Source organism: Methanoregula boonei 6A8, from assembly GCF_000017625.1.
GTDB lineage: Archaea > Halobacteriota > Methanomicrobia > Methanomicrobiales > Methanospirillaceae > Methanoregula > Methanoregula boonei.
On sequence record NC_009712.1, the window covers coordinates 473,861 to 499,961 of the forward strand.

The 26,101-nt window shown below is 54.5% G+C and carries 29 protein-coding genes, 2 tRNA genes, 1 other RNA gene and 1 pseudogene; 20 read left to right on the forward strand and 13 right to left on the reverse strand.

The features are described 5' to 3' along the window. The first annotated feature begins 160 nt into the window (after window positions 1-160). The 3 genes from MBOO_RS02540 to MBOO_RS02545 all read left to right on the forward strand — a co-directional run bounded on the left by MBOO_RS02540 (window position 161) and on the right by MBOO_RS02545 (window position 2,608). Entirely contained in the window at window positions 161-1,192 is a 1,032-nt protein-coding gene (locus tag MBOO_RS02540) for a hypothetical protein (protein WP_012106028.1), read from the forward strand. Between the two features lie 93 nt (window positions 1,193-1,285). Next, an RNA gene (ffs, locus tag MBOO_RS13340) (signal recognition particle sRNA) lies at window positions 1,286-1,596 on the forward strand. Between the two features lie 13 nt (window positions 1,597-1,609). Next, a complete protein-coding gene (locus tag MBOO_RS02545; RefSeq protein ID WP_012106029.1) occupies window positions 1,610-2,608 on the forward strand; it encodes a malate dehydrogenase in 999 nt (332 codons plus the stop codon). Between the two features lie 69 nt (window positions 2,609-2,677). On the opposite strand, the gene MBOO_RS02550 is transcribed toward MBOO_RS02545, so the two are convergent. From MBOO_RS02550 to MBOO_RS02555, 3 genes are read right to left on the reverse strand one after another with little or no spacing between them, the layout of a single operon-like run. Further along, window positions 2,678-2,935, reverse strand: a complete 258-nt coding sequence (locus tag MBOO_RS02550) for an elongation factor 1-beta (RefSeq protein WP_012106030.1) — start codon at window positions 2,933-2,935, stop codon at window positions 2,678-2,680. A 3-nt stretch (window positions 2,936-2,938) separates the two neighbouring features. Continuing rightward, window positions 2,939-3,100: a zinc finger domain-containing protein gene (locus MBOO_RS13345; protein ID WP_012108039.1), complete on the reverse strand. Its 162-nt coding sequence runs from the start codon at window positions 3,098-3,100 to the stop codon at window positions 2,939-2,941. Between the two features lie 47 nt (window positions 3,101-3,147). Next, window positions 3,148-3,774, reverse strand: a complete 627-nt coding sequence (locus MBOO_RS02555) for an amino acid kinase family protein (protein WP_012106031.1) — start codon at window positions 3,772-3,774, stop codon at window positions 3,148-3,150. A gap of 93 nt (window positions 3,775-3,867) precedes the next feature. Between MBOO_RS02555 and MBOO_RS02560 the strand changes: the two genes are divergently transcribed. Beyond that, window positions 3,868-5,487, forward strand: a complete 1,620-nt coding sequence (locus MBOO_RS02560) for a phospholipase D-like domain-containing protein (protein ID WP_232385619.1) — start codon at window positions 3,868-3,870, stop codon at window positions 5,485-5,487. A 105-nt stretch (window positions 5,488-5,592) separates the two neighbouring features. On the opposite strand, the gene MBOO_RS02565 is transcribed toward MBOO_RS02560, so the two are convergent. Beyond that, the gene (locus tag MBOO_RS02565; RefSeq protein ID WP_048068233.1) at window positions 5,593-5,901 is read right to left on the reverse strand and encodes a transcriptional regulator; all 309 of its coding nucleotides are present in this window, start codon (window positions 5,899-5,901) and stop codon (window positions 5,593-5,595) included. Then, window positions 5,898-6,143: a MarR family transcriptional regulator gene (locus MBOO_RS02570; RefSeq protein WP_012106034.1), complete on the reverse strand. Its 246-nt coding sequence runs from the start codon at window positions 6,141-6,143 to the stop codon at window positions 5,898-5,900. Before MBOO_RS02570 ends, MBOO_RS02565 begins: the two co-directional genes overlap by 4 nt. A gap of 70 nt (window positions 6,144-6,213) precedes the next feature. Between MBOO_RS02570 and MBOO_RS02575 the strand changes: the two genes are divergently transcribed. Then, the gene (locus MBOO_RS02575; protein ID WP_048068234.1) at window positions 6,214-6,579 is read left to right on the forward strand and encodes a hypothetical protein; all 366 of its coding nucleotides are present in this window, start codon (window positions 6,214-6,216) and stop codon (window positions 6,577-6,579) included. A 90-nt stretch (window positions 6,580-6,669) separates the two neighbouring features. On the opposite strand, the gene nadC is transcribed toward MBOO_RS02575, so the two are convergent. After that, the gene (gene nadC / locus MBOO_RS02580; protein ID WP_012106036.1) at window positions 6,670-7,500 is read right to left on the reverse strand and encodes a carboxylating nicotinate-nucleotide diphosphorylase; all 831 of its coding nucleotides are present in this window, start codon (window positions 7,498-7,500) and stop codon (window positions 6,670-6,672) included. Window positions 7,501-7,518: 18 nt separating this feature from the next. Then, the gene (gene nadX, locus MBOO_RS02585; RefSeq protein WP_012106037.1) at window positions 7,519-8,277 is read right to left on the reverse strand and encodes an aspartate dehydrogenase; all 759 of its coding nucleotides are present in this window, start codon (window positions 8,275-8,277) and stop codon (window positions 7,519-7,521) included. Window positions 8,278-8,382: 105 nt separating this feature from the next. Between nadX and MBOO_RS02590 the strand changes: the two genes are divergently transcribed. Both MBOO_RS02590 and MBOO_RS02595 read left to right on the forward strand, forming a co-directional pair. Continuing rightward, a complete protein-coding gene (locus tag MBOO_RS02590) occupies window positions 8,383-9,675 on the forward strand; it encodes a tRNA (N(6)-L-threonylcarbamoyladenosine(37)-C(2))-methylthiotransferase (protein WP_012106038.1) in 1,293 nt (430 codons plus the stop codon). A gap of 76 nt (window positions 9,676-9,751) precedes the next feature. Then, window positions 9,752-10,288: a hypothetical protein gene (locus MBOO_RS02595; RefSeq protein WP_012106039.1), complete on the forward strand. Its 537-nt coding sequence runs from the start codon at window positions 9,752-9,754 to the stop codon at window positions 10,286-10,288. Window positions 10,289-10,387: 99 nt separating this feature from the next. Here MBOO_RS02595 and MBOO_RS02600 read toward each other — a convergent pair. After that, window positions 10,388-10,461 (reverse strand) — tRNA-Ile (locus MBOO_RS02600). Between the two features lie 133 nt (window positions 10,462-10,594). Here MBOO_RS02600 and iorA point away from each other — a divergent pair. The 4 genes from iorA to MBOO_RS02620 all read left to right on the forward strand — a co-directional run bounded on the left by iorA (window position 10,595) and on the right by MBOO_RS02620 (window position 15,381). Next, a complete protein-coding gene (gene iorA / locus MBOO_RS02605) occupies window positions 10,595-12,367 on the forward strand; it encodes an indolepyruvate ferredoxin oxidoreductase subunit alpha (protein ID WP_012106040.1) in 1,773 nt (590 codons plus the stop codon). Further along, window positions 12,364-12,948 (forward strand): indolepyruvate oxidoreductase subunit beta, encoded by a 585-nt coding sequence (locus tag MBOO_RS02610; RefSeq protein ID WP_012106041.1) that lies wholly within the window; start codon window positions 12,364-12,366, stop codon window positions 12,946-12,948. The genes iorA and MBOO_RS02610 overlap by 4 nt, the downstream gene beginning before the upstream one ends. Beyond that, window positions 12,948-13,667, forward strand: coding sequence for a DNA-methyltransferase (locus MBOO_RS02615; RefSeq protein ID WP_012106042.1), 720 nt, complete (start codon window positions 12,948-12,950; stop codon window positions 13,665-13,667). The genes MBOO_RS02610 and MBOO_RS02615 overlap by 1 nt, the downstream gene beginning before the upstream one ends. Before the next feature lie 439 nt (window positions 13,668-14,106). Further along, window positions 14,107-15,381: a tyrosine-type recombinase/integrase gene (locus MBOO_RS02620; RefSeq protein WP_012106043.1), complete on the forward strand. Its 1,275-nt coding sequence runs from the start codon at window positions 14,107-14,109 to the stop codon at window positions 15,379-15,381. Between the two features lie 124 nt (window positions 15,382-15,505). On the opposite strand, the gene MBOO_RS02625 is transcribed toward MBOO_RS02620, so the two are convergent. Continuing rightward, a complete protein-coding gene (locus MBOO_RS02625) occupies window positions 15,506-16,147 on the reverse strand; it encodes a hypothetical protein (RefSeq protein WP_012106044.1) in 642 nt (213 codons plus the stop codon). An 89-nt stretch (window positions 16,148-16,236) separates the two neighbouring features. On the opposite strand from MBOO_RS02625, the gene MBOO_RS14240 reads away from it, so the two are divergent. From MBOO_RS14240 to MBOO_RS02640, 3 genes are all read left to right on the forward strand, one after another. Then, entirely contained in the window at window positions 16,237-16,542 is a 306-nt protein-coding gene (locus MBOO_RS14240; RefSeq protein ID WP_048068235.1) for a type II toxin-antitoxin system CcdA family antitoxin, read from the forward strand. Window positions 16,543-16,716: 174 nt separating this feature from the next. Next, window positions 16,717-17,775: a hypothetical protein gene (locus tag MBOO_RS02635; protein ID WP_012106045.1), complete on the forward strand. Its 1,059-nt coding sequence runs from the start codon at window positions 16,717-16,719 to the stop codon at window positions 17,773-17,775. A 156-nt stretch (window positions 17,776-17,931) separates the two neighbouring features. Continuing rightward, a complete protein-coding gene (locus MBOO_RS02640) occupies window positions 17,932-18,270 on the forward strand; it encodes a hypothetical protein (RefSeq protein WP_012106047.1) in 339 nt (112 codons plus the stop codon). A gap of 575 nt (window positions 18,271-18,845) precedes the next feature. On the opposite strand, the gene MBOO_RS02650 is transcribed toward MBOO_RS02640, so the two are convergent. Beyond that, on the reverse strand, window positions 18,846-19,097 hold the full coding sequence (locus MBOO_RS02650; RefSeq protein WP_157677573.1) for a hypothetical protein: 252 nt from the start codon (window positions 19,095-19,097) through the stop codon (window positions 18,846-18,848). 132 nt (window positions 19,098-19,229) lie between these two features. Here MBOO_RS02650 and MBOO_RS14245 point away from each other — a divergent pair. Then, window positions 19,230-19,292: pseudogene (locus tag MBOO_RS14245) on the forward strand (zinc-ribbon domain-containing protein); the annotation flags it as partial. Window positions 19,293-19,564: 272 nt separating this feature from the next. Next, entirely contained in the window at window positions 19,565-20,434 is an 870-nt protein-coding gene (locus MBOO_RS13350) for a zinc ribbon domain-containing protein (RefSeq protein ID WP_012106051.1), read from the forward strand. Between the two features lie 258 nt (window positions 20,435-20,692). Here the strand turns inward: MBOO_RS13350 and MBOO_RS02660 are convergent. The 3 genes from MBOO_RS02660 to MBOO_RS02670 all read right to left on the reverse strand — a co-directional run bounded on the left by MBOO_RS02660 (window position 20,693) and on the right by MBOO_RS02670 (window position 22,475). Next, window positions 20,693-20,776 (reverse strand) — tRNA-Ser (locus tag MBOO_RS02660). Window positions 20,777-20,817: 41 nt separating this feature from the next. Next, window positions 20,818-21,786, reverse strand: a complete 969-nt coding sequence (locus MBOO_RS02665; RefSeq protein ID WP_012106052.1) for an RNA-guided pseudouridylation complex pseudouridine synthase subunit Cbf5 — start codon at window positions 21,784-21,786, stop codon at window positions 20,818-20,820. Further along, window positions 21,783-22,475: a uroporphyrinogen-III synthase gene (locus MBOO_RS02670; RefSeq protein ID WP_012106053.1), complete on the reverse strand. Its 693-nt coding sequence runs from the start codon at window positions 22,473-22,475 to the stop codon at window positions 21,783-21,785. The genes MBOO_RS02665 and MBOO_RS02670 overlap by 4 nt, the downstream gene beginning before the upstream one ends. An 80-nt stretch (window positions 22,476-22,555) precedes the next feature. Here MBOO_RS02670 and MBOO_RS02675 point away from each other — a divergent pair, with 80 nt between their 5' ends. The 4 genes from MBOO_RS02675 to MBOO_RS02690 all read left to right on the forward strand — a co-directional run bounded on the left by MBOO_RS02675 (window position 22,556) and on the right by MBOO_RS02690 (window position 26,067). Next, window positions 22,556-23,770 (forward strand): tripartite tricarboxylate transporter permease, encoded by a 1,215-nt coding sequence (locus tag MBOO_RS02675; protein WP_048068562.1) that lies wholly within the window; start codon window positions 22,556-22,558, stop codon window positions 23,768-23,770. A gap of 76 nt (window positions 23,771-23,846) precedes the next feature. After that, on the forward strand, window positions 23,847-24,716 hold the full coding sequence (locus MBOO_RS02680) for an NOP5/NOP56 family protein (protein WP_012106055.1): 870 nt from the start codon (window positions 23,847-23,849) through the stop codon (window positions 24,714-24,716). Then, window positions 24,713-25,312 (forward strand): fibrillarin-like rRNA/tRNA 2'-O-methyltransferase, encoded by a 600-nt coding sequence (locus tag MBOO_RS02685; protein WP_012106056.1) that lies wholly within the window; start codon window positions 24,713-24,715, stop codon window positions 25,310-25,312. Before MBOO_RS02680 ends, MBOO_RS02685 begins: the two co-directional genes overlap by 4 nt. A 29-nt stretch (window positions 25,313-25,341) precedes the next feature. Next, entirely contained in the window at window positions 25,342-26,067 is a 726-nt protein-coding gene (locus MBOO_RS02690) for a DUF1614 domain-containing protein (protein ID WP_012106057.1), read from the forward strand. Window positions 26,068-26,101: the final 34 nt, after the last annotated feature.

Sequence of the window (26,101 nt, forward strand, 5' to 3'; positions counted from 1 at the left end):
CATGTGGTGCAAAAGTGCCGGGATATAAGATTTTTCTTCGTAACATAGGGAAATACCTGTGGGGGGTCAGGCAGGGTAAAAGTGCGGGGCCAGCAAAAAGCGTCAGCTGGCCCCGGGCAAATTGACAAAGTATCTATGATCGGGCAACAGAGCAACCTTCATGGCCTGTCCCGTGTGTGGCGGTGACTGTGTACGTCCGGCGCAGGAGGTACTTGCAGCACTTCCCACGCTGTTTGTGCCCTGTCCCTTCTGCCGGATGCAGGTCCTTGACAAACGTGCCCCTCTTCCGGTACTGGACTATCCCGAACCCTGTTCCTGCGGGAGACGATTTATCGATGGCGTGTTTGCACACCTGTATGTCATCATGTGGGAGGAAGGCGATCTCCTGCCCCATGATCCCTTAATTGCAGTCGGCTCCCCGCTCATCCATCCGGGGCTTGCCCTGGATCATCCCCCGTTTCTCCCCACAAAATCTCTCCTGCTGCTCTCGGGAAAGGTAACGCAGAAGACTGCCCGCAGGATAGTTGCCGAAGTTCCCGAAGTAAAAGGCGTTGTGAGAACCATCCCGGGCATCCCGGGTCTCGCATCCCATGAACCGGGTGCCGTCCCTTGCGCCCACACGCTCCTTGCAGGCTGCGATGTCCGGGCCGATCTCTTCCCGTTGGGGGAGGGTACCCTTGTCGTGTACAAGCAGCAGTCGGTCATTCATGTCGAGTTTCCTCGCGCCGGCTATCCCAAGGTACGGGCAGTCGCCGCCCATACGGGAAAACCCCCGGTTCCTCTCTTTATCGATGCCTGTTCGGGGCCCGGGACGCTCGGCCTTGCCGCAGCAGGGCTTGGAGTCCCGCATGTCATTATGAACGATGCGTGGTATGCCGCTGCGTTCTGGTCTGCCGTCAATATCGGTGTTAACCGTGCCCTTTTTGCTATCGATGACGTGAAGATCAGTGTGCAGTACGCAGAGATGGCGACCCGTCCGGTTGTGCAGATGCCGGAAAAGATTGCCGAGGCCCGGGGGCAGCAGATCCTTGAGGTGTACCAGGGAGACTTCCGGCACCTCATGTCAGTGATCCCCCGGGATACGCACCTGGTAACGGCGCTGGACATTTTTGACAAGCAGGATCGGGGCACTGTCGCTGCCCTTCTTCACGACTGGCAGGACCGGGTGGGCGGCGAGGTCTTTGTTCCCTGAAATGTCGGGAGAAACCGGCGGATCTTTGGAGTTATCTGGGAAAAATTCCCCGCATATTATGCCAAGGATTTATTGACCGGCAGTTCAAGTGATATGGGGACTAGCCCGGGTGGCTCGGCGTCACTTGTTACCCGAAACCGTCGGTACGCGGGGGGCGAAGTCTGAAGAAGGCTGCAACGATCTCCCGGATCCTGTGTGTCCTGACGTTGAAACCTCGTCCCATGAGGTCGATGGCCAGGGATCAAAATTCCGGAGGGAGTGGCGACCTGTCGCTGCGGGAACCGGTTCAGGCCCGGAAGGGAGCAGACTTACCGCAGACATCCGGCGCCCATGGGGTAACGGGGCGGAGGATGGGTGCTTTGGTGAAAGGAGCAACGTACAGTCGACCGATGACACGTCCCCGTTTCTTGTGATATTATGTCCAAAGTCACCATCATCGGTGCAACCGGCAATGTCGGTACCTTTGCTGCCTATGCAGTTTCTGTCGATCCCCATGTTCATGAAATTCTGCTGTACGGCCGTGAAGGGCGCGAAGCCTTCTTAAAAGGGCTTGCCCAGGATTTTGCCGATTCCTTTGCGGCACGGGGAACCAATATCCGGGTTACCTGGACCACGAGCCTCAAGGATGTGGCCGGTTCGGATATTGTTGTAATCACAGCGGGTACTCCCCGCGGACCGGGCCAGAATCGTCTTGACCTGGCGCTCGGGAACGCGCGGATCATTGCCCCGATGGCCCGTACGATCGGCACGATTGCCCCGGATACCAAGATCATTATGGTGACCAATCCTGTTGACGTGATGACCTGTGTTGCCCTGAAATATTCGGGCCTTAAGCCAAACCAGGTCTTTGGTCTTGGCACGCACCTGGATTCGATGCGGCTCAAGTCACTTATTGCAAGTTATTTCAAAGTGCATGTCAGCGAGGTCCATACCCGTATCATCGGGGAACACGGGGACAGCATGGTGCCACTCTGGTCAGCGACCACGATTGGCGGGATCAAGATCTCCAACCTGCCGGCATTTGCGCATCTGCCGGTGCAGGATTTTATCCAGTCTGTAAAGACCAGCGGTGAGCAGATTATCAAGAACAAAGGTTCCACGGTCTATGGCCCCGGTGAGGCTATCGCGACACTGGTTAAAACCATCCTTGGTGATGAGAACCGGATCCTGACCGTATCTGCATATGTGAAGAGCGAGGTCCATGGGATCGGAGGTGTCTGTATCGGCGTTCCTGCCCGGATCAACAAAAACGGTGCGTTCCCGGTGACCATCAGGATCGATGAATCCGAGGTTATTGCCTACCGGGAATCGGTTGAGAAGATCCGCGCCACCATCCACCAGATTATCGGCGAGCTGGAAAACGATAAGGATATAGGACCGGCAGCACCGAAACGGCAGAAAAAAACCCGCGTGTAATTATCTGTTTTTAAAGATGGGGTTTGAGAAAAAAGCCTGGTACCAGGGACGACAGAAAATCCCTGTGCTTTAATTCAGCGTTACTTCAATGATCTCTGCTCTCTCGACACCGGGAACCGCGTTGAGTTTTCCTTCGAGAGCATCGGTCTCGCCGCCGGCGTCGTTGACAATTGCCGCAAGCTTGAGGGCCTTGAGCCCAAAACCGATCGGCTCTTCCTGGATATCCTTGATACCGGGCAGCGCATCTTTGAGTGCTTTCTTTAATTTTTCAAGGTCAATGTCCGGGGACTCCGGCATAACCCTGAGAATGGCTACAACGCTTCCCATGCCTTACGGTCCCCCGAATCCGCATTTCGGGCAGACGTAGGGAATACTCTGCTCCCTGCACCGGTAGCACCGGGTGATCTCGACACCGCATGCGGGGCACGCGAACGCCGTTGAGCCCTCTTCTGCGAGCGGAGCGCTGCAGGATGTACACTTTTTATCGGACATAATATTCTCTCCCTTTATGGATTCCTATACTATCTCTTTTAGTACCTTTAAAAGGTTGTACCAATGCAGGTGCCAGGGACCTTAACCCCGCGAAGCCATCGTTCTATCCGTGCAGGATCGGTTCCATTGAGAATAAAGGTCCGGATCCGGTGTTCGAGTACATAAGGAATACACTGGGGATCAACAACATCCGTTACCCTGGGCTTATTTATGCGGGGAACCAGTTTCCCTTCATCGGTGATGCCGTCAACGGATTTGAGAACAAGGAGATCCCCCCCGAGCCTGCCGGCAACCCATGCCGCGATGGTGTCAGAGGTCACGTCCCACGAATGGGGCAGAGGATCATGGCGGCGCATTGTACAATAGGGCAGGAGGATACGCGGTCCTGCCGGGCATGCCAGCCTTGATGTTGTTTTTATTCCCTGCGCGGCGAGCATCCAGCCGTACTGATCCATGGCGGCACATGCCATCCAGTGAGCTGTATCACTGTCGGCTTCCGATTGCCGGACCGCATCGGCAAATACCCCTCCGCCCGGGACGATCAGCAAGGGACGCCGGGCAGCGCGAATGACCGGGATAATTTCCCTGGCATGGCGTGCAAGGCTCCCTCCCAGTTTTACGACCGTAAGGTGTGCGCTTCCCTCTTCTCCCCCGTGTGTGACCTGCGATCTCATCTCCCAACCATTATATCCCCTGCTTATAAAAAGGAAAGTACCGTGTCCTTTTCCCGCCTGTCAGCTGCCTTCCTCTTCTTGTGCTTTTGCGTCGTGACCTGCAGTGCCGTGCAGATCATAGAATTCTGCCCGGACCCCTATCTCCCCGATGATGCAGATGAGTACATTGTCCTGTCCGGGGATGGATCCCTTGATGGAGTCGCTGTCTCCGATAATCACGGCGGTTTCCGGTTTCCGCAAGGTACGGTTATCCATGGAACCCTGACGATCGCGCGGAATGGTGCGGCCTTTGAAAAGACTCATGGAACCTCTCCGGATTTTGAATGGCAGGATTATTCTCCCAGTGTACCGGATGTTGTCTCCGGTAACCAGCTTCGACTGGCTAACACCCGTGACGAACTGCTGGTGTACGAGAACAGCCGGCTCGTGCAGAAGATCACCTGGCCCGGTGATGTGAAGCCCCGGGAAGGCCAGGTGCATTATCTCGAAGAAGGTACCTGGGATCCCCGGCCGCTCATGCTTGGCCAGTCCCGTCTGGCCCTGACGAGCTTTGAAAATGTGACCGTTACCGCCTTTGTCTCCCCTGATTCTTCCCTTGCGGTCTTTTCCGGTGCTGTTGACTCCGCGCAGCACCGGGTGCTGGCAAATGTCTACGAACTGACCAGCACAAATATTACCCATACCCTGACTTATGCCAGGAAACGGGGGGTGGATGTATCTGTTCTTGTCGAGGGTGGACCGGTAGGGGGGATCCCGGCAGCGGAGAAATCTGCAATTTCTGTGTTGAACCAGAGCGGGATCCCTGTTCTTGCAATGGCCTCATCTGAGGGAGGGCATGTGCCGTACCGGTACGATCATGCAAAATACGTGATTATTGATGATCGCGCAGTGCTGGTGACCAGCGAGAACTTCGGGCACAGCGGTTTTCCCCCGGCAGGGGAGACCGGGAACCGGGGATGGGGAGTCGTGATGGAGGATCCCCGTCTTGCGGCATACTTTGCCGATCTGTACCAGACTGATACATCGGGTTCGGCCATCACTCCGGTATATGGAACAGCGGGACCCGGGGAAAATTACACCATAATTTCCCGGCCGGTGGTCTTTGAACCTGTGACGTTTACCGGGGCCCGGGTGACCCCGGTCATCGCCCCGGATACAAGCGCCGGGATCACCGGTCTCCTCAATTCCGCACAGGAAAGTATCGAGATCCAGCAGGCATACATTACCAACGAGTCGAAAACCCGTCTTAACCCATACCTTGCCACAGCAATCAATGCATCACGGCGCGGGGTTCAGGTGCGGGTGCTCCTTGATTCTTACTGGTATAATACAGAGGACGAGGCTGATAACGATGAGATGGTGGCGCTCATCAACCGGATCGCCGCAACTGAAAACCTGCCGCTTGAAGCACGCTGTGCAGATCTTGGTGCAACCGGTCTTGAAAAGATCCATAACAAAGGGGTAATTGTCGATGGCCGTGCAGTGCTTGTCAGCAGCATTAACTGGAACACAAACTCTCCCGGTTTCAACCGGGAGGCTGGTGTGATTATTGAACAACCGGGGGTGGCCATGTATTTCCGCGGAGTCTTCGATGCCGACTGGAGTCCTGCGGTGCGTTCTCCGCATCCCCCGACCGATTACCTGAAAATTGCCTGTGTCATTACGGTCATCGGCCTTCTTATGCTCCTCTATTATTACCGGCATATGCGATAAGTCTTGAATGAGTGTATTATATGGAGCGCCCGGGCTGGCAGGTGGCTTTGAGCGAAAACAAAAACAGCAATCGGAACCGCACGATGTGGGATGATGGGATAGATTCTATTCTTTCTTAAGTGCGCACTGGCACACATCGCAGAGGTTGATATCGCTCTCTCCGGTGACCACGGCAAGTGCCCAGCGATCAATCATCGCATCAAGGTCGGAAGAAAGCGCAATCGCACCGTATCCTCTTTTCCTGCTCAGGTACTGGGACACTGCAGCCCGCGTAACGCCCAGTCTCTTTGCTGCATCGCTCTGGCTGAGGCCCTGGTTGTTGACAAGCCTGGATACCATCTCCGCCCTCATGGGTGGCAGGAGGTTACGAACCATGCTGTCGCAGTGCATGAGCGTGCAGGTATGCTTTGTCATACAATGGCCGGCTGGGATTCTGAGGTGGTTACGGGCCTGTTCTGGTAGATAATCTGCCGCGCATCCCGGAAATTGAATTTCTCGATGATAAGGTGGCGTTCCTTGAGTTTCTTTAAGGCATATCTCACGGTCCGCGGGGCAAGGTGGCTCTTCGTGACCAGATCCTTGTGGGTCATGGCGCCCCCGATGTCCAGGATCTCCAGTACCGTCCGTGATGAGGGGGGTAATGTCTGCTGATACATGATCGTAGTGTTAACAGTGTTAACATATCAACCTGTCGGTAATTTATATCCCCGGTTTCAACCATCACCTATGTTCTGTCGCCAGGAAAGGGTCGCACTTCTGCTGTTGATCGCCGTGGCACTTGCGGTCGTTCTTGCGCAGGTGGTGCTCTTATCCTTAGGGAAAACACCGTTTGCCACAGTGTATTCCAATGAGGTGGCAGATGGGACCCTGGTCAGCCTTACGGGCAGCATTGACCAGGTGACCGTACTCTCCAATGGGGGTCACGTGATCCTCACGGTCAACAATACCTCGGTCTTCATCCCCGCTATCGTTGCGGGTGACCGGGCCTTTGCCAAAGGGACCCCGGTTTTGCTCTACGGGACGGTCCAGACCTACCGAGGCAAGAAAGAGATTGTCGTTAACTCGGCAGAGGATATTGTGGAAATCCGGTAAATTCCGTTGTAGTGTACCTGGTTTCAGGTTCGTCCTGGGAGATGATCCCGCCAAATACGCCGAATTTGCAGTGTCCAGCACAAAAAAAGATTATTTCCGGATTTCCAGTGTTACCGAAAAATTCCTGACGGTGTGGGTGAGTGCCCCAAGACTGATGAGATCTGCACCTGTCTGTGCATAATCACGAATCGTTCCTGCGGTGATACCTCCCGAAAGCTCGATGGTGACCCGGTCACGGAGACCCACAGATTCGAGATTGCCAATGGTATCCCGGATACTGTCCGGAGACATGTTGTCGAGAAGCAGGATATCCGCGCCTGCGCGGGCAGCGGTGACAGCATCGTGGGCAGACTCTGTCTCGATCTCGATCTTACGGTAGGCACTTGCGGCCCTGGCACGGGCGATTGCCTCGCTGATGGAGACGAGGGCCAGATGATTGTCCTTGATAAGGATGCCATCACTCAGGCATGTCCTGTGGGGATCACCCCCGCCAAGCACGATCGCCTTTTTGTCCAGCGCGCGCAGCCCCGGGCAGGTCTTGCGCGTCCCGGCCACCCGGCAGCGGGGGTTTTCCGCCTTCACCGTATCTGCCATGGCTTTTGTCTGCGTGGCAATCCCGCTCATCCTGCCAATGATGTTGAGCGCGGTGCGTTCCACAAGCAGGATCTTCTTTGCCGGGCCAGACAGCGTGAGAAGAACCTCCCCGGCCTTAACGGTTGAACCGTCCCTGGTCTCCGGCCGCGCCTCCACGCCGAAATGAGAAAAAAGCGTCCCGGCCTCTTCAAGACCTGCAGCAACACCTTCCTGCTCTGCCCGGATCACTGCATGACAGGTTATCTCGGGAATAATGGCATCCGAAGTCACATCGCCGGACGGCGCATCCTCATCAATAAATTTCAGCAGGTATTCCAGCGAAACCATAGCGGATCGTTTCCTCTCTTATGTCCCGATGACCAGCGGGCTGTCAAGGTTTTTTAAGAGCGAGAGGATGGAGAGTGCCGCAAGGTAACTTGTTGCCGGGTTCTCGGGGCTGGGCACATTGGTCACCCGGATGTAGGTCTCGCCAAAGTCTCCCTCAATGAAGAGCTCATGGATATTCTTGTCTGCCGCCGGATCCACCCAGAGTTCCACGTCCGCATCCTGGCCGGCTGCAAGACCCATGGCAACTGAGACATTCACGTTCTTGGGATACAATTTGATGCACTCATGTGCCTTGCCGGAGAAGATCCGCCGGCGGATTGGTGCATCGAGGCCAAGGGATTGCGGGCTCTTGGTGGTCTTTAAGAGCAGCTTCGAGATGGGGGAGATCTGCCCTATCTTTACGTTGTCCAGCCCGAAAATCGCTCCGCTCGGGACATAGATCTTTGTCCCGGTCTGCCGTGCCACAGCCACAAGGCCCTCCCTGAGTTCCTGATCGGTAAGCGCTCCCACGCTCATAATAACGAGGTTCTTTTTGTGTTCGAGAACTTCCTGTGCGTGCGCCCGCGCCGCACCCACCGAAGCGGCCTCAACCACGATATCGGTGTCTGCTTCGAGGAACGCTGCAAAGTCCCCGTATGCTTTCCCGTTGCAGAGATCTGCGATCTCTTTTGCCCGTTCAGGTTTGGTGTCGTAGACTGCCGGGATCGTGAACCCTTCCGCGTGCCGGGCGATGATATGCCCGATATTGCCGCAGCCCAAAAGCCCGATCCGCATCATAGTAAACAGGTTATGGGTGTCATGGATTAATGGTTATCCTCCTTAAAAAATTCAAAGGAAAACGACTTTTAACTGCTCCGGGCCCAAAACGATCCGGGGAAGCAGATGGACGGGAACCGATCTACGCGTGGCAGCCCTGATCCGGGCGATCTGTTTGCCGGTCTTGCCGGCAAACGGGTGTATATCGAGACCTACGGGTGCCGCTATAACTTCGGCGACACGGCGAATCTGGTTGCCGTCCTTAAGCACTACGGAAGTACCGTTGTCCCTGCCCCGGAAGACGCGGATGCGGTCGTGGTCAATACCTGCACGGTGGTCGGTCCTACGGAACGGCGCATGCTCCGCCGCCTTTCTGCATTGCAGGAGAAACCGCTTTTTGTTACCGGCTGCATGCCGCTTGTCCAGCGCGAAGCGATCCTTGCGGTCTGTTCACCGGTTATTATTCATCCGGATACGATCCGCGAAGCCTCCCGGGCCCTTATGACCGTTGGCTCCGAAAGCGTAGGGATCGTCCAGATTGCCCAGGGCTGCCTTGGGCGGTGCACCTACTGCATCACGCGCAGGGCCCGGGGGCCTCTCAGGAGTTTCCCTGTCCAGGAGATCCGAAATAAAATCGAAGAATATGTCAGGGCTGGCGCATACGAGATCCAGCTGACCGCACAGGATACCAGCGCATGGGGACGGGATACGGGGCAGCGCCTGCCGGATCTGCTTACCGCTCTCTCTTCCATCCCGGGAAATTTCCGGCTCCGGGTCGGAATGATGAACCCGGCTACTACCCTGGGTATCCTTGACGATCTGATCGATGCCTTTGCCAGCGATCGGCTCTTCCGGTTCGTGCACCTGCCGGTCCAGTCGGGATCCGATCGCATTCTCGAACAGATGGGGCGGGGCTATACGGTCCGGGAATTCGAGGAGATCGTCTCTGCATTCCGCGGGCGATACCCGGATATCTCCATTGCAACCGATTTCATCGTAGGGTTCCCGGGGGAGACCGAAGAGGACTTCTCCCGATCCCTTGAGCTGATCGGGCGGATCCGGCCCGCCAAGGTTAATGTGACACGATATTCGCCGCGGCCGTTCACCGGGCCGTTTGAGGAAAAGGACTTTCCGGATGCAGTAAAAAAAGATCGCTCCCGTATTCTGAACGCGTACGCGGAGGAGCAGTATGTCGCACTCAACCGTCCTCTTCTCGGGACTATGGTCTTCTGCGTAGTCACCGAGAAGATCCGGCCCGGCTCGGTCATGGCCCGGACCGCCTCGTACCAGGGCCTCGTCATCGGTGAGGAGCTGTCTGTCGGGACTGCTGCAGTTGTCCGGCTCAAAAAAGACCGGAAGTACTTCTTTATGGGGGATCTCCTCTCCCGGGATCCATCTCATATGCGGGGGGTCGATTAAGACGAGTGATTTTATAGCCGGAACAAAAAACTACACTCTTGTTTTACGCTCATGTGGCATTCGAAGGTGATATGATATGGACGAGATTGAGGCCGGCTTTACGAAAATGACCAAAATGATCGAGGAACTAAAAAAGACTGAGGGCCAAATGTCCGAGGAGATCCGGGCCAACGACGGGGAACTCCTCAGGCGCATGACCGTGCTTGCAAAACCGGTGGTCAAATCGGTCGGTCTCAACCTGCTCAAGATCGGCAAGCAGGACACCAAGGGTGAGCTCTACGATCCTAATTATTTCACAGAGAAGATGATCATTCTGGGTAAGTGCGACCCGGCGCCGTTTCGTCCTGATGACCCGGCAAAGACGATCACTGACCAGTTCTGCGTCCTCTCTGAGCGGGGCAGGTTGTACGAACTGATGTACAGCAACGATGGTTTTCTTACTGATTCGTACCTCAACCAGATCGAGCCGAAGGCAGCCATTGAGCGGTACGGTTATGATGTCCTGTTCATGCTGTACCAGGGCATGCACGAGTATCTCAAGACCGAGCAGGAGCTTGTTGCCGCTCTCGAAAAGGTCATCGGTTTTGTTTTTGCCTCGAAACCCCGGGCCTGACCGGGGAACCTTTTTTGGAATCTTTCTCGTAAAAGTTTTGCATAAAATCCTGGCACAGCCCGTGCTCTTTTATCGAAAAAACAGATTAAAACAAGGATATGGGCCCGATGCGATTCGAACGCATGACCTCCCGGTTATCAGCCGGGCGCACCACCGGGCTATGCTACGGGCCCAAAAGGATTGCCTGAAATTTACCTTATTAGATATTCCATCAGAGTTTTTATAGGTTGTGAATGGCCGGGCGGACAGGATAATGCTATAGGGCTTTGTGCCAAAAATTACGTAATCTTGAACGGATCTGGGATCATGGAACGACACTATCTTCTCGGGAATGAAGCCATAGCCCACGCCTGTCTTGAATCGGGCATCGGGTTTGTAAGCGGGTACCCCGGCACCCCGTCATCGGAAGTGGTCGATGTGCTCCGTGCGCAGAAAGACCCGCCCTTTTATCTCGAATGGTCGGTAAACGAGAAAGTTGCCCTTGAAAATGCTCTCGCTGCCGCGTGGTGCGGGCTGCGGGCGATCTGCACGATGAAGCACGTAGGCCTTAACGTTGCCGCTGATCCGCTGATGACCAGCGCCTATACCGGGGTAACCGGTGGCCTTGTGATCCTGAGTGCCGATGATCCGTTCGCACACAGTTCCCAGAACGAACAGGATACGCGGTGCTATGCCCATTTTGCCCGGCTCCCCTGCCTCGATCCCGCAGGTGTGCAGGAGGCACACGATATGGTCGGTACCGCGTTTGCCCTTTCCGAGGAGTTTCGCCTGCCGGTGCTGTTCCGTCCCACCACCCGGATCTGCCACTCCAAAGGTGATGTGGCGCTGGGCGCTGTTGTACCGAATGAGCGAAAAGGTGAGTTCCATAAGGATCCCCGGCAATATGTCGTGATTCCGGCCCACACGCGGATCCTGCACAAGAAACTCAACGAAAAGCAGCCCGCTCTCAAAAAACGCCTTGTCGAACTGGGGCTCAACGCGTACACCATCAGCGGAAAGACCGCTGTCATCGCGAGCGGGATCGGGGCAGCCTACGTTCAGGAGCTCCTCCCTCCCAACGTTTCGTTCATGAAGATCGGGGCATACCCCATTGATGAGGCTTGGTTGGGGGAATTTGCCAAAAAGCACGAGAAGATCCTGGTCATCGAGGAACTTGCCCCGGTGGTCGAGGAGGCTGTCCGGCAGGTTGCCGGGTGTGTTCCGGTCTTTGGGAAGATCAACGGGTACGCGCCGTACGAAGGGGAACTTTCGCCGGGCGTGGTCGCCGGGATCATGGTAAAGGCCGGGTTTTTGGAGAAAAACCCGTTTGCCGCTCCCATCCCTGTTCCGGACCTTCCCCTGCGCCCCCCCATCCTCTGCGCCGGCTGCCACCACCGCGCGGCGTTCTATGCGGCAAAGAAGGTCTTTGGCCCGACCGCAGTCTACCCAAGCGACATCGGATGCTACACGCTGGGGCTCCAGCTGGGCGCAGTGGACACCACGATCTGTATGGGTGCATCCATCACGGTCGGGAGCGGGATCGCGCATTCCGATCCGTTGCGTGATGTGGTCTGCACAATCGGCGATTCGACGTTCCTGCACACGGGTATCCAGGGGCTGATGAATGCGGTGTACAACGGTGCAAACATGACCGTGATCATCCTCGACAACCGGATCACCGCGATGACCGGCCACCAGCCCAACCCGAATACCGGGGTAACCGCTACCGGTGTGGAGACTCCTCCGGTCTCCCTTGATGCGGTTTGCCGCGCCTGTGGGGCGACCTTTGTCGAAACGGTCGATCCCTACGACATGACCGGCATGCTCCGGGTGCTTGAGGATGCAAAGGCCAAAAAGGGCGTTAAGGTGATCATCGCAAAACAGATGTGCGTGATCGTGGCCCGACGCACCGGGGTAAAACGGGGCCGCTATGCCGTCAACCCGGAGATCTGTACCGGCTGCGGCACCTGCGTGCGCTTTGGCTGCCCGGCAATCGAGCTTGTGGACAAGAAGGCCCGGATCAACGAGCTCTGCAGCGGGTGTGCGGTCTGTGCCCGGCTCTGTCCTGTCGGGGCGATATCCCTGGAGGTGCGGAGATGAGCGCGGGTTTCGATATCCTGATCGTCGGGATCGGAGGGCAGGGGACCATACTTGCGTCCAACATCCTGGGCGAGGCCTGCCTCCGCGAGGGCCGGCCCGTAAAAGGGGCAGAGACGCATGGCATGGCGCAGCGCGGGGGATCGGTTGAGACCCATATACGGATCGACGGGCAGTACGGCCCGCTGATCGTGCCCGGCACTGCCGATCTCCTGATCTCATTTGACCTGCTCGAGGCGCTGCGGTACTCCCACTATCTCAAGGCCGGCGGAAAAATGGTAGTTAACCGGCATATGGTCCTTCCTACTTCGGTCTTTACCCAGAAGGCCCCGGTGCTGACAGAAGACGAGATCGTCGGGCAGCTCGCGCGCTTTGATCCCTGCCTGATCGATGCGGACCGGATTGCGGCAGAGTCAGGCAGCATCCTTGCCCAGAACGTGGTGATTCTCGGTGTGGCCTCGTGGTCGATCCCCTTAAAGCCAGAATCCCTGCTTGGAGCGGTAAAAAAACTGGTCCCGCCAAAGACCATCGAGGCGAATACCCGGGCCTTCGAAATGGGGCGGGCGGCCGGCAGGAAGAACTGATGGGATTGCTTGGCACGTTCGAGCCCGATACCCTATACGAGGGAGATGCCTGTGCTCTCTTGAAGAAGCTCCCGGCGGGATCCGTGGATCTCATCGTGACTGATCCCCCGTTTGCCATCGATTTTACCGCGCAAAGGCTCAACTACAACCGGACCGGGGGCAACGTGATCGAAGGCTACCGGGAGATCCCGGCAGCGGAGTATGGGAAATTCACGCGCCGGTGGATAAAACAGGCGACGCGGGCCCTCTCGCCCTCCGGGAGCATGTATGTGTTTTCCGGCTGGAACCGGCTCCGCGATATTCTTGAAGGCATTGATGCGGCAGGTCTGGTCACGATCAACCATCTGATCTGGAAGTACCAGTTCGGGGTGTTTACCAAAAACAAGTACGTCACCAGCCACTACCACATCCTCTTTGTGGTAAAAGACAGGAAGCGCTACACCTTCAATAAACTCGACCATTATCCCGAGGATGTCTGGGTGATCAACCGGGAATACTGGAAGGGAAAGAAGAAGACCCCGACAAAGCTCCCCAAAGAGCTGGTGCAGAAGATTATCCGGTATTCCAGTAATCCCGGCGATCTGGTTCTCGATCCATTCCTTGGTTCCGGGACGGTTGCGGTAGTGGCCCGCAACGAATGCCGGCACTTCCTTGGCTTTGAGGTAGTTCCGGAATATGTCTCGTTTGCCCGGGATGCCCTGAGGGCGGGCCGTACCTGATCCAGGTTTTGTTTTTCGGCGCGGGGGGGAGGTCTCATTAGCATCTAACGGGCCCCCCTCAACCCCACCCACCCCCCCGTGCCATCAGAATACAGGGGGTGTCCCCTCTACCGTTTTTGGGATCCCCGGGTGATTTTGTGAAAAATTTGACGATACTGTGGTTTCCTGAAAAGAAGAGATAGGTGGGGGGGAGGGGTGTGTGATCTTGTCCCATGGGGAGGGTGGGTGCCCCCCACCCCCTCCCCCCAGTACGGGATAAGGGACGCCCGGGCCGGGAAGGAATGGAAGAGAGTGATCCTCCTGGCCGATGCCAGAAACCAAAAGAGGGGATGTCTGCAGGAAACAGAGCAAAACAGCGGTACGCTGAGGGGGAGCATATGATCACACGGTTATGTTCTAACGGGGCAGTTTATATAGTTGCTTGGACATAGTATCTTTTATGACTACGCCAACCAGTCATGACGGTATTAGCCGTTTTCACACTTCCGAAGCAAAATACCGGGAGTATTCATCCAGCGCCTTAACGAAGGCTATAGACCTCAAGAGGATCTCCCAGGATGATGCAGATCTCATCCTTGAATTTGTGCAGGAAGCTAAGGCCACCGGCAAGAAGATCACCACTGCACGATATTTTAAGATCATCTCAGTTCTGATTCGCTTGAGAGAGTTTTTCCCGAAGCCGTTCCGGGAGAGCGTCATCAAGGATGTCTATGCAGCCCGAGATCGGATTGAGCAGGCCAAAACCGCACGCGGCACACCGTTCAAACAAAATACCGTCGCCGATTTTATCCGATTCATGAAACGATTTTTCATGTGGTTGTCGGAGAACGGAAAGTCTGAGATCCCAGAGAAGAAACTGAGGGACATTAAACCACCCAACTACGTGTATGATACCAAGACAGCAGACATGATCTTCACGAAAGAGGATATCTTCGGAATGCTAAAAGCCTGCCAGACCAGCAGGGACAGGGCGATTATCGCCGTTCTGTACGATGGAGCACTTCGCTGTGGTGAACTGGGTACACTCCGGTGGAATCAGGTGGTGTTCACCGATGTCGACGCCACTATCACGGTCAAATTCAAGACGGAGAAAACCCGGCTGATCCCGTTGTTCATGGCGAGGGAATACCTTGCACAATGGCGCAACGATTATCCAGGCGAACCGATAGGAGAAAACTTTGTGTTCTTGACATCCGGTGGTGGTCGCAATCGTACTGGTCGCAACCAGCTCCAGTATTCAGGCATCGCCAAGCAGATCCGGAATATCGCCGAGCGCGCCGGTATTAAGAAGCATATCACTCCTCACCTGTTCCGCCACAGCAAGATAACTCATCTTATCCAAGACGGATGCCAGGAATCGATGATCAAGCTCCTTGGCTGGGGTCATACCAGCACTGATATGATGGACAAATGCTACGGGCATGTCGGGCCGTCAGATGTCAAGAAAGAGATGGCAAGACTCGCCGGTGTGCAGATTGACGACAAGCCCCGGTCAAAGGTTCTGGAGCCCCGGCAGTGTCCTCGCTGCGGCACTATCGCAGGCCCGACCCAGCAATGGTGCCCGGTGTGTTCATGTGCATTGACACCAGAAGCAGCGGAGAAGGTCAAGACGGCGACCCAACAGGCTGAGCAGCTGCCGGAATTTGCTATGATGCAGAAACAGATCAAAGATCTTCAGGAGCAGATCATCGCAATGCAGAAAGGATCAGCCTGATTTTATTTTCTATGATGTGCCACACGGTATTACAATTTGCACAGTGCTGGGGTTTCTCAATGTTTGACAGGTTCAAGGCAGAACTATTGCAGATGCAGGCAAAGAGACCGGGAAATTAATTATTTTACTCCTGTTTTTTGTCGATCAGTTGTTTTGCAATCTGTCTCACGGTTTCTGGCTTTATTCCCTTTTCTTGCAGTATACAATTTATTATTTCAGAATCGCTCTTTCCGGTATCAAGTTTTATTTGATCTAGCCCCCTCCTCAGTTTTGGGGGTAGATTCTTGATAAATTCGTCTAGGTCAAAACTTTTTTTCAATTCACGATCTTCGGTTAACAATCTGCGATAAGCATTCATGTAACCCTTATCGGTCTTTTGGTTCAATTCGGCGTAAATAGCCCACCTATAATAAGGCCGTTTCCGAAAACAAGTCCCTTCCTTGTCTTTGTATGATACCTTATCATTTTTAGCCATTTTTTCTATGAGATGTGCTTCCTGCATGTCCTTCAACATCGCCTCTATCCACTCATCAGTGACATCGTTAGACTTTTTAACATGTTCTCTTATATCTGCGAACGAAACCCACTCCCAACCAAACCGCGTTTCACTCTTGTTAAGAAGATCACGTATTTCTTCAGCTAATTTCCGTCCATTACGCCGAGAATTAATAAAAAGTTCCCATTTATTGATCTCTTCCGGTAATTCTATCGGAGGATTGGAACGATGTTTCAGAAACTTCGGGTGGCTTTTCTCTGTGCTTCCCATCTAACACATCATCTCTTGGATGGAAGTGTTACCCCTTTCCTAAATATAATACATATCACAGTGGTTTGAGTGTTCCACAGGGTAGAGAAATGGTAACGGTAACAATCGGAAAAGACGGGATAGAATACATCCATACGAACGTGAGTATTCCCCGGCAGCTTAGGGACCTCGCAAAGGAGCTGGGTGTATCAATGTCTCAAGAGCTGAGAACGGCACTTGAAAAGAAAGTTAAAGAAGGCTATGCACGGGGCCAAAATGCTCCCATCACCGAGACAACGGCATGCCTATCTAGCACTGACAATCAGGTGGAACAAGAATGCAGCGGGGTTGAACAAGCGCCAACCAGTCAGCCCGCTGCACCGTCCAGTACACCACGAAGGAGTAAGGGACAATGAAGAATGCTTCTTCTGAATCAATAAATACACCGCCAAAACCCCGGCCAATTGTTGGATTCACCATCGACCGAGAAACATTGGAACATCTCCCAGAACTCCATCGTGCAGCAGCAGAGATCGCCATCAGGACCGGTCGGTGGAGACTGATAGAGAATTTTGCTTCGGATTGAGGACATGGTGGAATCACTTCCCGCATCCCCTACAACATCACCAAAGGACATGGAAGGGGACGAAAAAGGGGCACTCAAAAGCGGAAAAAGGGGACTGTCCCTTTCACAGTGTATTGTGGAGGTTCTCCGAGCGGAGCCGGAACGCGCCTATGTGATCAGGGATCTGGTTGAACAGACAGGGGGATGCTATAACTCAGTCAAACGCACCTTATTGCGCCTATCATCATCTAGAAAAGGATCTGGTCCGGTGCGAAAAGTCGGACACGGATTGTACCAGTATGACCCGTGCAAAGAGCAGGACAGTTTACAAGCATTGGTTCGATCCGGCAACTGGAAAATTGAAAACCTAACGTTTGTCTCTTTGGGGGCACAGGGGGGGGCAGTGTCCCTTTCTGAAATAGCACTCGGACAGACAAAAGGGACACCCCCGGACCTATCGCAACCAACACCCCACCCCAACGTACCCTTTCCTTGGAAGACAGAAACCGGGCATCTGGTAACATGGGACGATTACCAGAACGGCACTCAGGTTATCCGCATATCGGCAAATGGCGCACCTCCCATCAGCCCGGACGCGGCTATTCTGCTTATCGGCAATCTGAAGAATTTTGGCATGGATAATACTTGGATATGCAAGTCTTTGGAGCTAAACATAGATAGCTACAGGCACCGGATAGATTCAAGTTATTCCCTTCAGTTCATCGAAGGCTTACTCCTGAAAGCGTACCAGCACGGGTATTACACCAGGGTGGAGATAGCAGACAGGCGGGAAGTACCACTTAGGGAGGTAACGGAGCTCTTCCATGCCCTAGCCGGGGGTCTTGTGGGGTTGGAAGCACTCAAAGAGATCCAGGGGATGAAGGAACGGTTGACAAGGTGCGAGAAAAAAACAGACCTCGCATACACGAAAGCGGCAAAGGTCTGGGATGGAAAGCAGCAAACCAGCACCACGACCGGCACAAAGAAAGCGAAGAGTGCCCCTGTATCATCCTTCAGGACCGGGACAGAGATCAAGCAGGAGCAGGGACCGGCACCGGCAACCGCATCAGGAGCGATTCAATGAACAGCTATTCACGTCTCATGAATCGAACCATATCGAACCATTTTAAAACACTTCAGTCGGAGCGGTGCGAAATGAGGATCGAAATAAACACATTTTTACGTCTGATGATTCGCGGAATATCGCGGTATTTCGGGACAGTTTCAAAGGAGGTAACAAATGGCAGGTAAGAGCCAAACGACAGAGGTAAAAACGCAGGTATTAGACGCAATTCTAGAAACAAGACCCTCGGAGGTAATTTCTGGCAGGAAAAAATTATTGGAACTGACAGATGATCTTATCGAAGAGACGTATAACCGGGTATCCGGTGAACGGTTCAGGGTTCGGGAGGGAGACAGGGAGCGGCTTGCATATCTGCGCACTCTCGTTAGTCTCATCGCGCTCCATGATTCCCTTCTGAAAGGGAGCAGCGCACCATCGCTAGAGAGCTTAGATCCCGCATCAATTCGGGCAAAGATCGCAGAAGAAAAAAGACTTCATGATATGTTTACCTTCTGACAACAATCCCGAAATATCATTCAGTATCGTTCAATAACGCGACATATCGCGACAACTTATCCGGCGTATGAAGCGCGCAATAGCGCGCAATTTCCCGAATTACCGAGTGCCATAAAAAGAATCTTGGAACGGTAAACCATTGATGTTACAGACGAGGAACGTGCAGTATTTCGCGGTATCTTATCCCGAATTTATACGGCACCATAAAAAAAGTAAGGCCGGATTGGAACCGCGCAACGGTGTGCAATAGCGGTACACTGTCCCTATGAAGTCCCCATTTAATATACAGAAAGTAGCGATTATCAGGATATTTTTTGGGGGAGCATGGTTCGATTCATTCCACTCCAGAAAATACCCTGAATATCGATCGATAGCGCTACACTTGTACTACCCTGAGTTTTTGCGGGTACATAAAAAAGGAAACACAGAAATGCAGACCGTCAATGTTACAGGACGAAATCGTGGCATAGCACTGCATTATGTTGAGCAATTTTGTTTGTTAGTGTACTTTATGTTCGGTGCGATAGATCAGTCCTAGATTTGAATCATGTATGGTTCCATGAATGAAAACGGGGTTATTCTTTCTTATTTTGATCTATTTGGCCAACGATATCCGCTATGAATTTACGCCCATCTTTTGATGCGAGAAATAGTTTTATTTCATCTTTTGTGTTTTTGTTTCGATTATCAAAGTAAAAACGGAGGGACGTTGTGATAACATCCGCGCGGGTATCAAACTCTCCACTTTCAATAAGTTGGTTCATCTTTTTTTCAATGTCTGGCGGAATCCGATAACCCGTTGAAGTCCTTGATTTTTCATTGGACATCTTGCGGCTCATTTGTACAACACAGGCAGTACAACATAATCACCATAAGTTTCGCTTAAGTAACTAACATGAGTTACATTAATATTTTCCGAGGGTGATTCTCAATCAGGCAAATTTATTCATCGAGGAAATATGTTCTGTCAGAAATGTGGGGCACAAAATGCCGATGATGCTGCTTTTTGTAATTCGTGCGGAACACAAATCGTAAGATTAGGCGAATCACCAAAAGACAAAGTTATCCAAGCTAAAATTCAGACAAAACGCGACCAGATAGCGGGAATCAGCCAGACTGGTCCGATCCTTTTATGCCTGCTCGGTCTCCCATGCTTACTTCTTTACATTATACCCGGTGCGATTATGATCGGAGTGGCTATCTGGTGGAGTTCCAGCCGGGAAAACGAGAAAAAGAAACTGGAGAATGAGATCAAGGAGCTCCAGGCCGAAATAGCTGCAATAGGTGGGAAATAATGTTCTGTCAGAAATGCGGAAAGGAGAATCCTGACAACGCCGCGTTTTGTAATTCCTGCGGTGCGGATCTCCGTTCGGCACCGGTTGCACCAATCCCCCAACCAGAAACGATCATATCGTCATGTTCTGCCGGAAAAAGACGGAAAATTATATTATATGGGGTAATTGTTTGTATCGTCGTCGTTATACTAATTGCGGGCGCAATATCTCTCTGGAATAACCAAGATTGGAATTCATATTGTTCCAAGAATTATCCCGGTAGCACGTACAATTCCACAACTAACACTTGCGAAAACCCGGCGGCATCAACGATACCATCACCCGCACAAATTGGGCCGCATGCAGCTCCAATATACCAAAGAGGGGATATAGTTTCGACTGATAATGAGGGCGGGGGCGGAACTCTTATCGAGGGATATAATCCAGCAAACGATACTTACGTTGTTACATGGGTGGATCAGAGTTTAGATGGGACTTGGTATCACGGGACAGATCCGACTATTTATGCGGTTGATTCATGGGATAGGGTAGATCTTGAAAACAAAAACCCTTATAAAATCGGTACGGTAGATCCAAACAATTTGCCATCCTACGCCTCAAGTGCTCCCCTAGTTCTGACCGGGAATGGAGACAACATTACGGAATTTGGCACGCCGCAGTCGGGAGCGTATATATTTACAAGCACATATTCGGGACAGGGAAATTTCGTAGTTTGGATTAAGGATAGTAATGGATATGAGGTTGGTTTAGCTGCAAATACTGTCGATGCGAGTACTGATTCGAAAATGGTGCATCTGGATACCGATACATATTACGCAGAAGTAACTGCAAACGGCCCATGGACTTTAACAATAACACCACCATCATAACATCTCGTTTCTTTTTGGTGGGTGCCATACAATCCGCAGAAGATCCCCGCCATGCGGTTCTGTGGGCGTTTCTCCGCATTGATGAGAAAAAATGCCTAGAATGAAGCAACCACTCTTTAGGGTTTATACTGTCAGAAGATAAAACGCGCTAGATGATCAGAGGCGTATCTCTGATCATTTTTATGCACATAAATTTAAAATAAAAATAAAAGCAAATTAAGCCCAAAATTGAGATTAGAACTCAACCCAGTGTCAGAACGCTGAGGGGGGGAATTGAACCCCCGAGGCACTTTCGCACCACAGGCTTTCCAGGCCTGCGCCCTACCGCTAGACTACCTCAGCAAAAAGTGTATCCCATGTATTTGCCGGGTATTTTTTTAATGCTATCCTTTCGCAGGGGCAGAACCGGCCTGTTCCGGCCTGCTGTGTTTCTTCCAGCCCCGGGGATAGGTGCCCGGCGCCATAAAAACCGTGGTCATGGCAACGACAAGGCCGGGTGTCCCCGGTTTCCACGCGGCGGACGGGGCGAGTGATTTACCAAGGCCGATAAATTCCCGTTTCTGGGAGAGGACAGCGACGATTTGATCTTTCCTGAACTCGTCGCAATCTATAACTCCCACCCCTGCAAGCGCTGCCCCATGGCAGAGCGCATCGATTGCGGTATCGCGCACGGTAACCGCCGGGAGATCGGGGACTGCGGCATCGACTGAGACGATCATCGAGTCCAGTGCGACCCGGTCCCCGGCGGCCGCAGCACAGCAGGCATCCTGCAGCGCGTGAAGCGTGTGCATGCACTGCTCGTCAAAGGCTCCCGAACGTGTCCGGCGCAGTTCCTGCATATGCGCACCGGTGCCAAGGGCAAGGCCCATGTGGTGGCAGAGCGAGCGGATGTAGGTGCCCGCATCGCACTCCACCTTGAAGAGCACCAGCCGGCCCTGAACGTCGAGGATCTCCAGTTTTTTGATGGTACGGATGCGCAGGAGGCGCTTGACCGCGCTTCTCCTTGGGGGGCGCTGGTAGATCCGGCCGGAAAATTCCTCTGCCATCGCATCGATGCGCTGCCGGTCAACCTCTTTATGCAGCCGCATCAGGCAGATGTACTCCTTGTCGTGTTTTAAGAGCAGCGGCGCAAGGCGCACGGCGTTACCGAGCATGACAAGGAGGATGCCCGAAACCTGGGGGTCGAGTGTGCCCGCGTGGCCCACCGGGCAGCCGAGCATCGTTCCCACCCACGCTGCAACCTGGTGGCTCGAAGGGCCCCGGGGCTTATCGATCACGATGATGCCTGCGCCATGCCGGAGCGGCATGGCAGGCTTTTTTTCTGCTTTTTCGCAGTCTCCCGTTGTGGTCATCGTATGATCCTGGTCCTCCCGCAGTACTCGTTCAATGCCGTAAGTGTCCCTTCAAGCGAGCCATCCCCCACGATGGTCGGGAATGTTCCCCCGCATCTCATCGCATCTGCAGTAATTTCCCCTATTGCCATTACCAGCAGGTCTGGCCGCGGCGTCCAGACTGCACTGGTATACGACATTGCGCTTGTAAAAAGTACGGCTTCTGCAGGGTGCAGGTCAAGCGACTCGTTGGTGGGCACAAGCCGGTAGCAGCGAAACTCCCGTGGTATCCCCCCTGCCTTTGCGATTGCATCGATAAGGGGGGCATTGGGGACATCGGCCCGGGGGAGACCGATCTTTTTCCCTTTGATCCATTCACCCAGGTACGGGACAAAATCCCGGGAATAGAACCCGGGCAGGGTCTCGCAGGCAATGCTGCACTGCGTCAGCTCCCTTGCAGTCTCGGGGCCGATCGCGATGATCCGGGGGGTCTTTTCAAGCCGCGGGGCAAGGATCTTTGCCGGCAGTGCACTCGTAAAGAATATGCAGTCGAACTCCCCGCGGTCGGTAGCGTCGGCAAATGCCGCAACAACATCCTCCCGTATCTCTGATCGAAGGGGATGGATGCTGTAGCACGCATGCCCGAATGCTGCGCACCGGGCCACATCCCGGCCCTCCTTTCCTGCAAGACGGGTGACTGCGATCTTCATTTACGGATTCTTCACCCCGGAACGATATGAGGATATGCATTTCGGTTGATTTATGTCCCTTCTCCCGTACCTTCTGGATAATGATCGAGATCGTGATCGGGACGCTTTTGGGAGTCCTCCTTGGTACCATAAGCGGACTCATCCCCGGGGTGCATGTCAATACCCTGGCCGGTACCCTTCTCGGTGCGCAGGTCCTCCTCCTTGACGTACTGGGACCGCTCGCCCTTGCCGGGACGCTCTTTGCCGCCCTGATCACGCACACGTTTGTTGAGAGCGTCCCCTCCACGTTCCTGGGGATTCCCGACGCTGATACCTCACTCTCCGTCCTCCCGGCCCATGCTCTCTGCCTGGAAGGAAACGGCGAGGAAGCGGTCCGGACCGCGGCGCTCGGGAGCGCTTGCGCCATGGTTATTGCAGTCCCCCTCTCCGTTCTTTGTTTCCTGTTCCTTCCCGCACTCCAGCCGTTCTTTGACTGGGGCATTGGAATCCTGATCATTGCCGTTATCGGGTACATGATCGTGATGAGTGAATCCCCCGGGTGGGCGCTTGCGATCTTTTCCGTCTCCGGCCTGCTGGGTGCTTTCACCCTCCATTACGCGTTCCTCGGCTGGCACACGATAGGGGGGGAGACGGCTGTGCTCATGCCGCTCCTGACCGGCCTTTTTGGGATCTCGGTCCTGCTTGTTGCCGCGCAGGGGGCGCTCCCGGCCCAGCACTTCCTAGGCCTCCGGGTGGATGCAAAAACCATTGCAAAAAGTTCGGCCCTTGGTACGCTGGCCGGCATTGCGGTTGGCTGGCTTCCCGGGCTCTCGACTGCCACCGCGAACGGTGCTCTGGCATCCATCATCGGGTACGAGAAAGATCGCCGTGCCTACATCCTTGCGACCAGCGCTGCAAATACGGCCAACGCCTTTATCGGTCTTGCCGCGCTCTTTGCCCTTTCCCGGATGAGAAATGGCGTGATGGTTGCCCTTGCGGAACTGCCCCTCCCTTCCATGAGCGAACTGGCGGTCGCCGGGGTCCTTGCTGCCTGCCTTGCCTATATCGTCACCGTGGGGCTCTCCCGTTCTGCCGGGCGGCTCAATGGGATTAATGGCCGGCTGCTCAATCGTGCTGTGATCCTTTTTGTGGTGGGCCTCTGCATTGTCCTCACCGGACCGTTCGGGCTTGTTGTCCTTATCCTTGCAACGATCCTCGGGCTCGTGCCGCATCTTGCGAATGTTTCGCGGGTCTACTGCATGGGGGCCATCATGGTACCGGTAATCTTGTACTCGTTTGGGATTGCCTGGGTCTGATTCCCGGTGTGCAGGGTCCATCCCCTGATATTCGTGAGCCATTCTTTTTTTAGCCGGACGCCCCTTAGTCTGTATCATGCAGTCCTGCTGGTTTGGTGATATCGATGCAGGGAAATGCACCCCGTTTACCGGTGATGCCGCCGCATACGCCCGCCGTGTCCAAGAGCTCCGGGCCAGCACGGATGCCATTGTACCCATTGACTGGCAGCAGGCCGTGGTCTGCGGGATCTGCCGTGACCGTGCTGAATACCTTATCCTGCTCCAGAAGGTCTGTATTGCAGGATCGGAGCAGGCGGTAAAAGAGCAGTACGCGGCAAAGGATGTGGAGCTGCTCCAGATGGTGCGGACCCTGGACGAGATGGACACGGTCATTAACCTCCTGTCCGAACGGGTCGCGGACTGGTACCAGATCCGGCACCCGTCGTTCTCCCGCAAATACCGCAGGACACCGGCGCATGTGCTGGTCAGATCCATGGGTGGAAGGGGGGGCGCTCTCGGGAAAGTTGCGACAGGTATCACCGGCCTTGCCGATACCCGGACTGCCCTTGCAAAGGTGGTATCGGCCCGGGCCTGCGAGGTGATGCCCAACACGAGTGCTCTTATTGGAGGGCTGGTTGCGGCTCGGCTTCTCTCCCAGGCAGGGGGATTAAAGGAACTCTCCCGGCTGCCTGCAAGTGTAATCCAGGTGCTTGGGGCCCGGACCGCCCTTTTTGCGCATATCAGGACAAATGCCCCCTCACCCAAGCATGGGATCATCTTCCAGCACCGGCGGGTGCATAACGCCTCCCGGGAAACGAGGGGAAAAGTTGCCCGGGTCCTTGCGGGGAAACTGGCGATTGCCGCCCGTCTGGATTATTACCGGGGATACCCGGATCCCGCTTTCCTTGAGAATGCCCAGGCACGTATCGACCAGGCAGGAGTCGGCCCGGGCGAGGTGCGGTCATGATCCGTATCGGTAACATTCTTGTCTCGAAAGGTGAGGGTGGAGTCTACGGTGAGCGGATGCTTGAAGGGTACCGGGTCTGGGACCCGTACCGGAGCAAGCTTGCCGCCCTGTACCTGGTGGGAACCGGTATTGATCTTATACCGGGCATGAAAGTCCTGTACCTTGGGGCAGCAAACGGGACCACGGTCTCCCATGTTGCCGATTACGTGGAGGTGGTGTATGCCGTGGAGTTTGCCCCGCGCCCCATGCAGGACCTGCTGGAAGTGGCCCGCAGGCGCACCAACGTTATACCAATAATGGCTGATGCTTCCCGCCCGGAGCAGTATGCCCCGCTTGTGGAAGCGGTGGATCTCCTCTACCAGGATGTGGCCCAGCCCGACCAGGCGGCGATTGCCCTTGCAAACTGCGCTTTCCTCAAACCCGGCGGACACCTCATCCTTATGCTCAAGACCCGGAGTGTGGATATCCGCAAAGAGCCGGCAGAGATCTTCCGGGACACGCTCGATATCCTCATCTCTGCCGGGATCACAGTACGTGAGAGTACCTGGCTTGCCCCGTACCACCAGGATCACGCCGCTATCGTGTGCACAAGATAACACTCACCAGTTTCCGGAAAAAAAGTACCATGCCAGACAATATCCGCGTTTATTCTGCCGGTCCCCTGACGATCATCGCGCTTCTGGTCATCATCGGGCTTGTGGTCATTGTTGTACCGTTGTTGTTTTTGGGCCTCGTGGGCAAGGCGTTTACCAACCTTGTCGGCTTGTCATGGCTCACGGCAACAGCCCTTGTGATTCTGATCCTGCTCTGCAGTCTGGTGAATATCCCTGTCTGGAAGGTCCGGAAAGAGACGATCCGGATGCCGCATGGTGCAGCAGACCAGTTTCCCGATGCCTTTGCGCCCACCGAAACCGGTGGTCTCTGGGAGACCTCCATTGCCGTGAACCTCGGCGGGGCGATCATCCCCGTGGCTATGGCCTGCATGCTCCTGTACCGTGCCTCATCATTTATGGGAGGGGATACGCTGTACCTTCAGGTGGCGGCGGCAACTCTGATAGTTGCAGCCATAGCGTACGTGCTGACACGGCCGGTTGTGGGGATCGGGCTGCGTGCGCCCCTGTTCGTCCCGGGCATTGCGGCCCTCCTTTGCGGGATCCTGTTTGCGCAGGGCCTTGGGCTTTCTGCGGGCGTGATTGCGTTTGTCAGTACCACGTTTGGTATCCTGCTGGGTGCCGGCATTGCACATCTGCCCATTGCAGGCGACCTTGAAGTGCCGCAGATTAGCATTGGTGGATCAGGAATGTTTGGCGCAATCTTTATCGGGTGCATTCTTTCAGCGCTGATAGCGTGAGATTGCGGTACCCGGATATCCCGCGCTCTCTCCA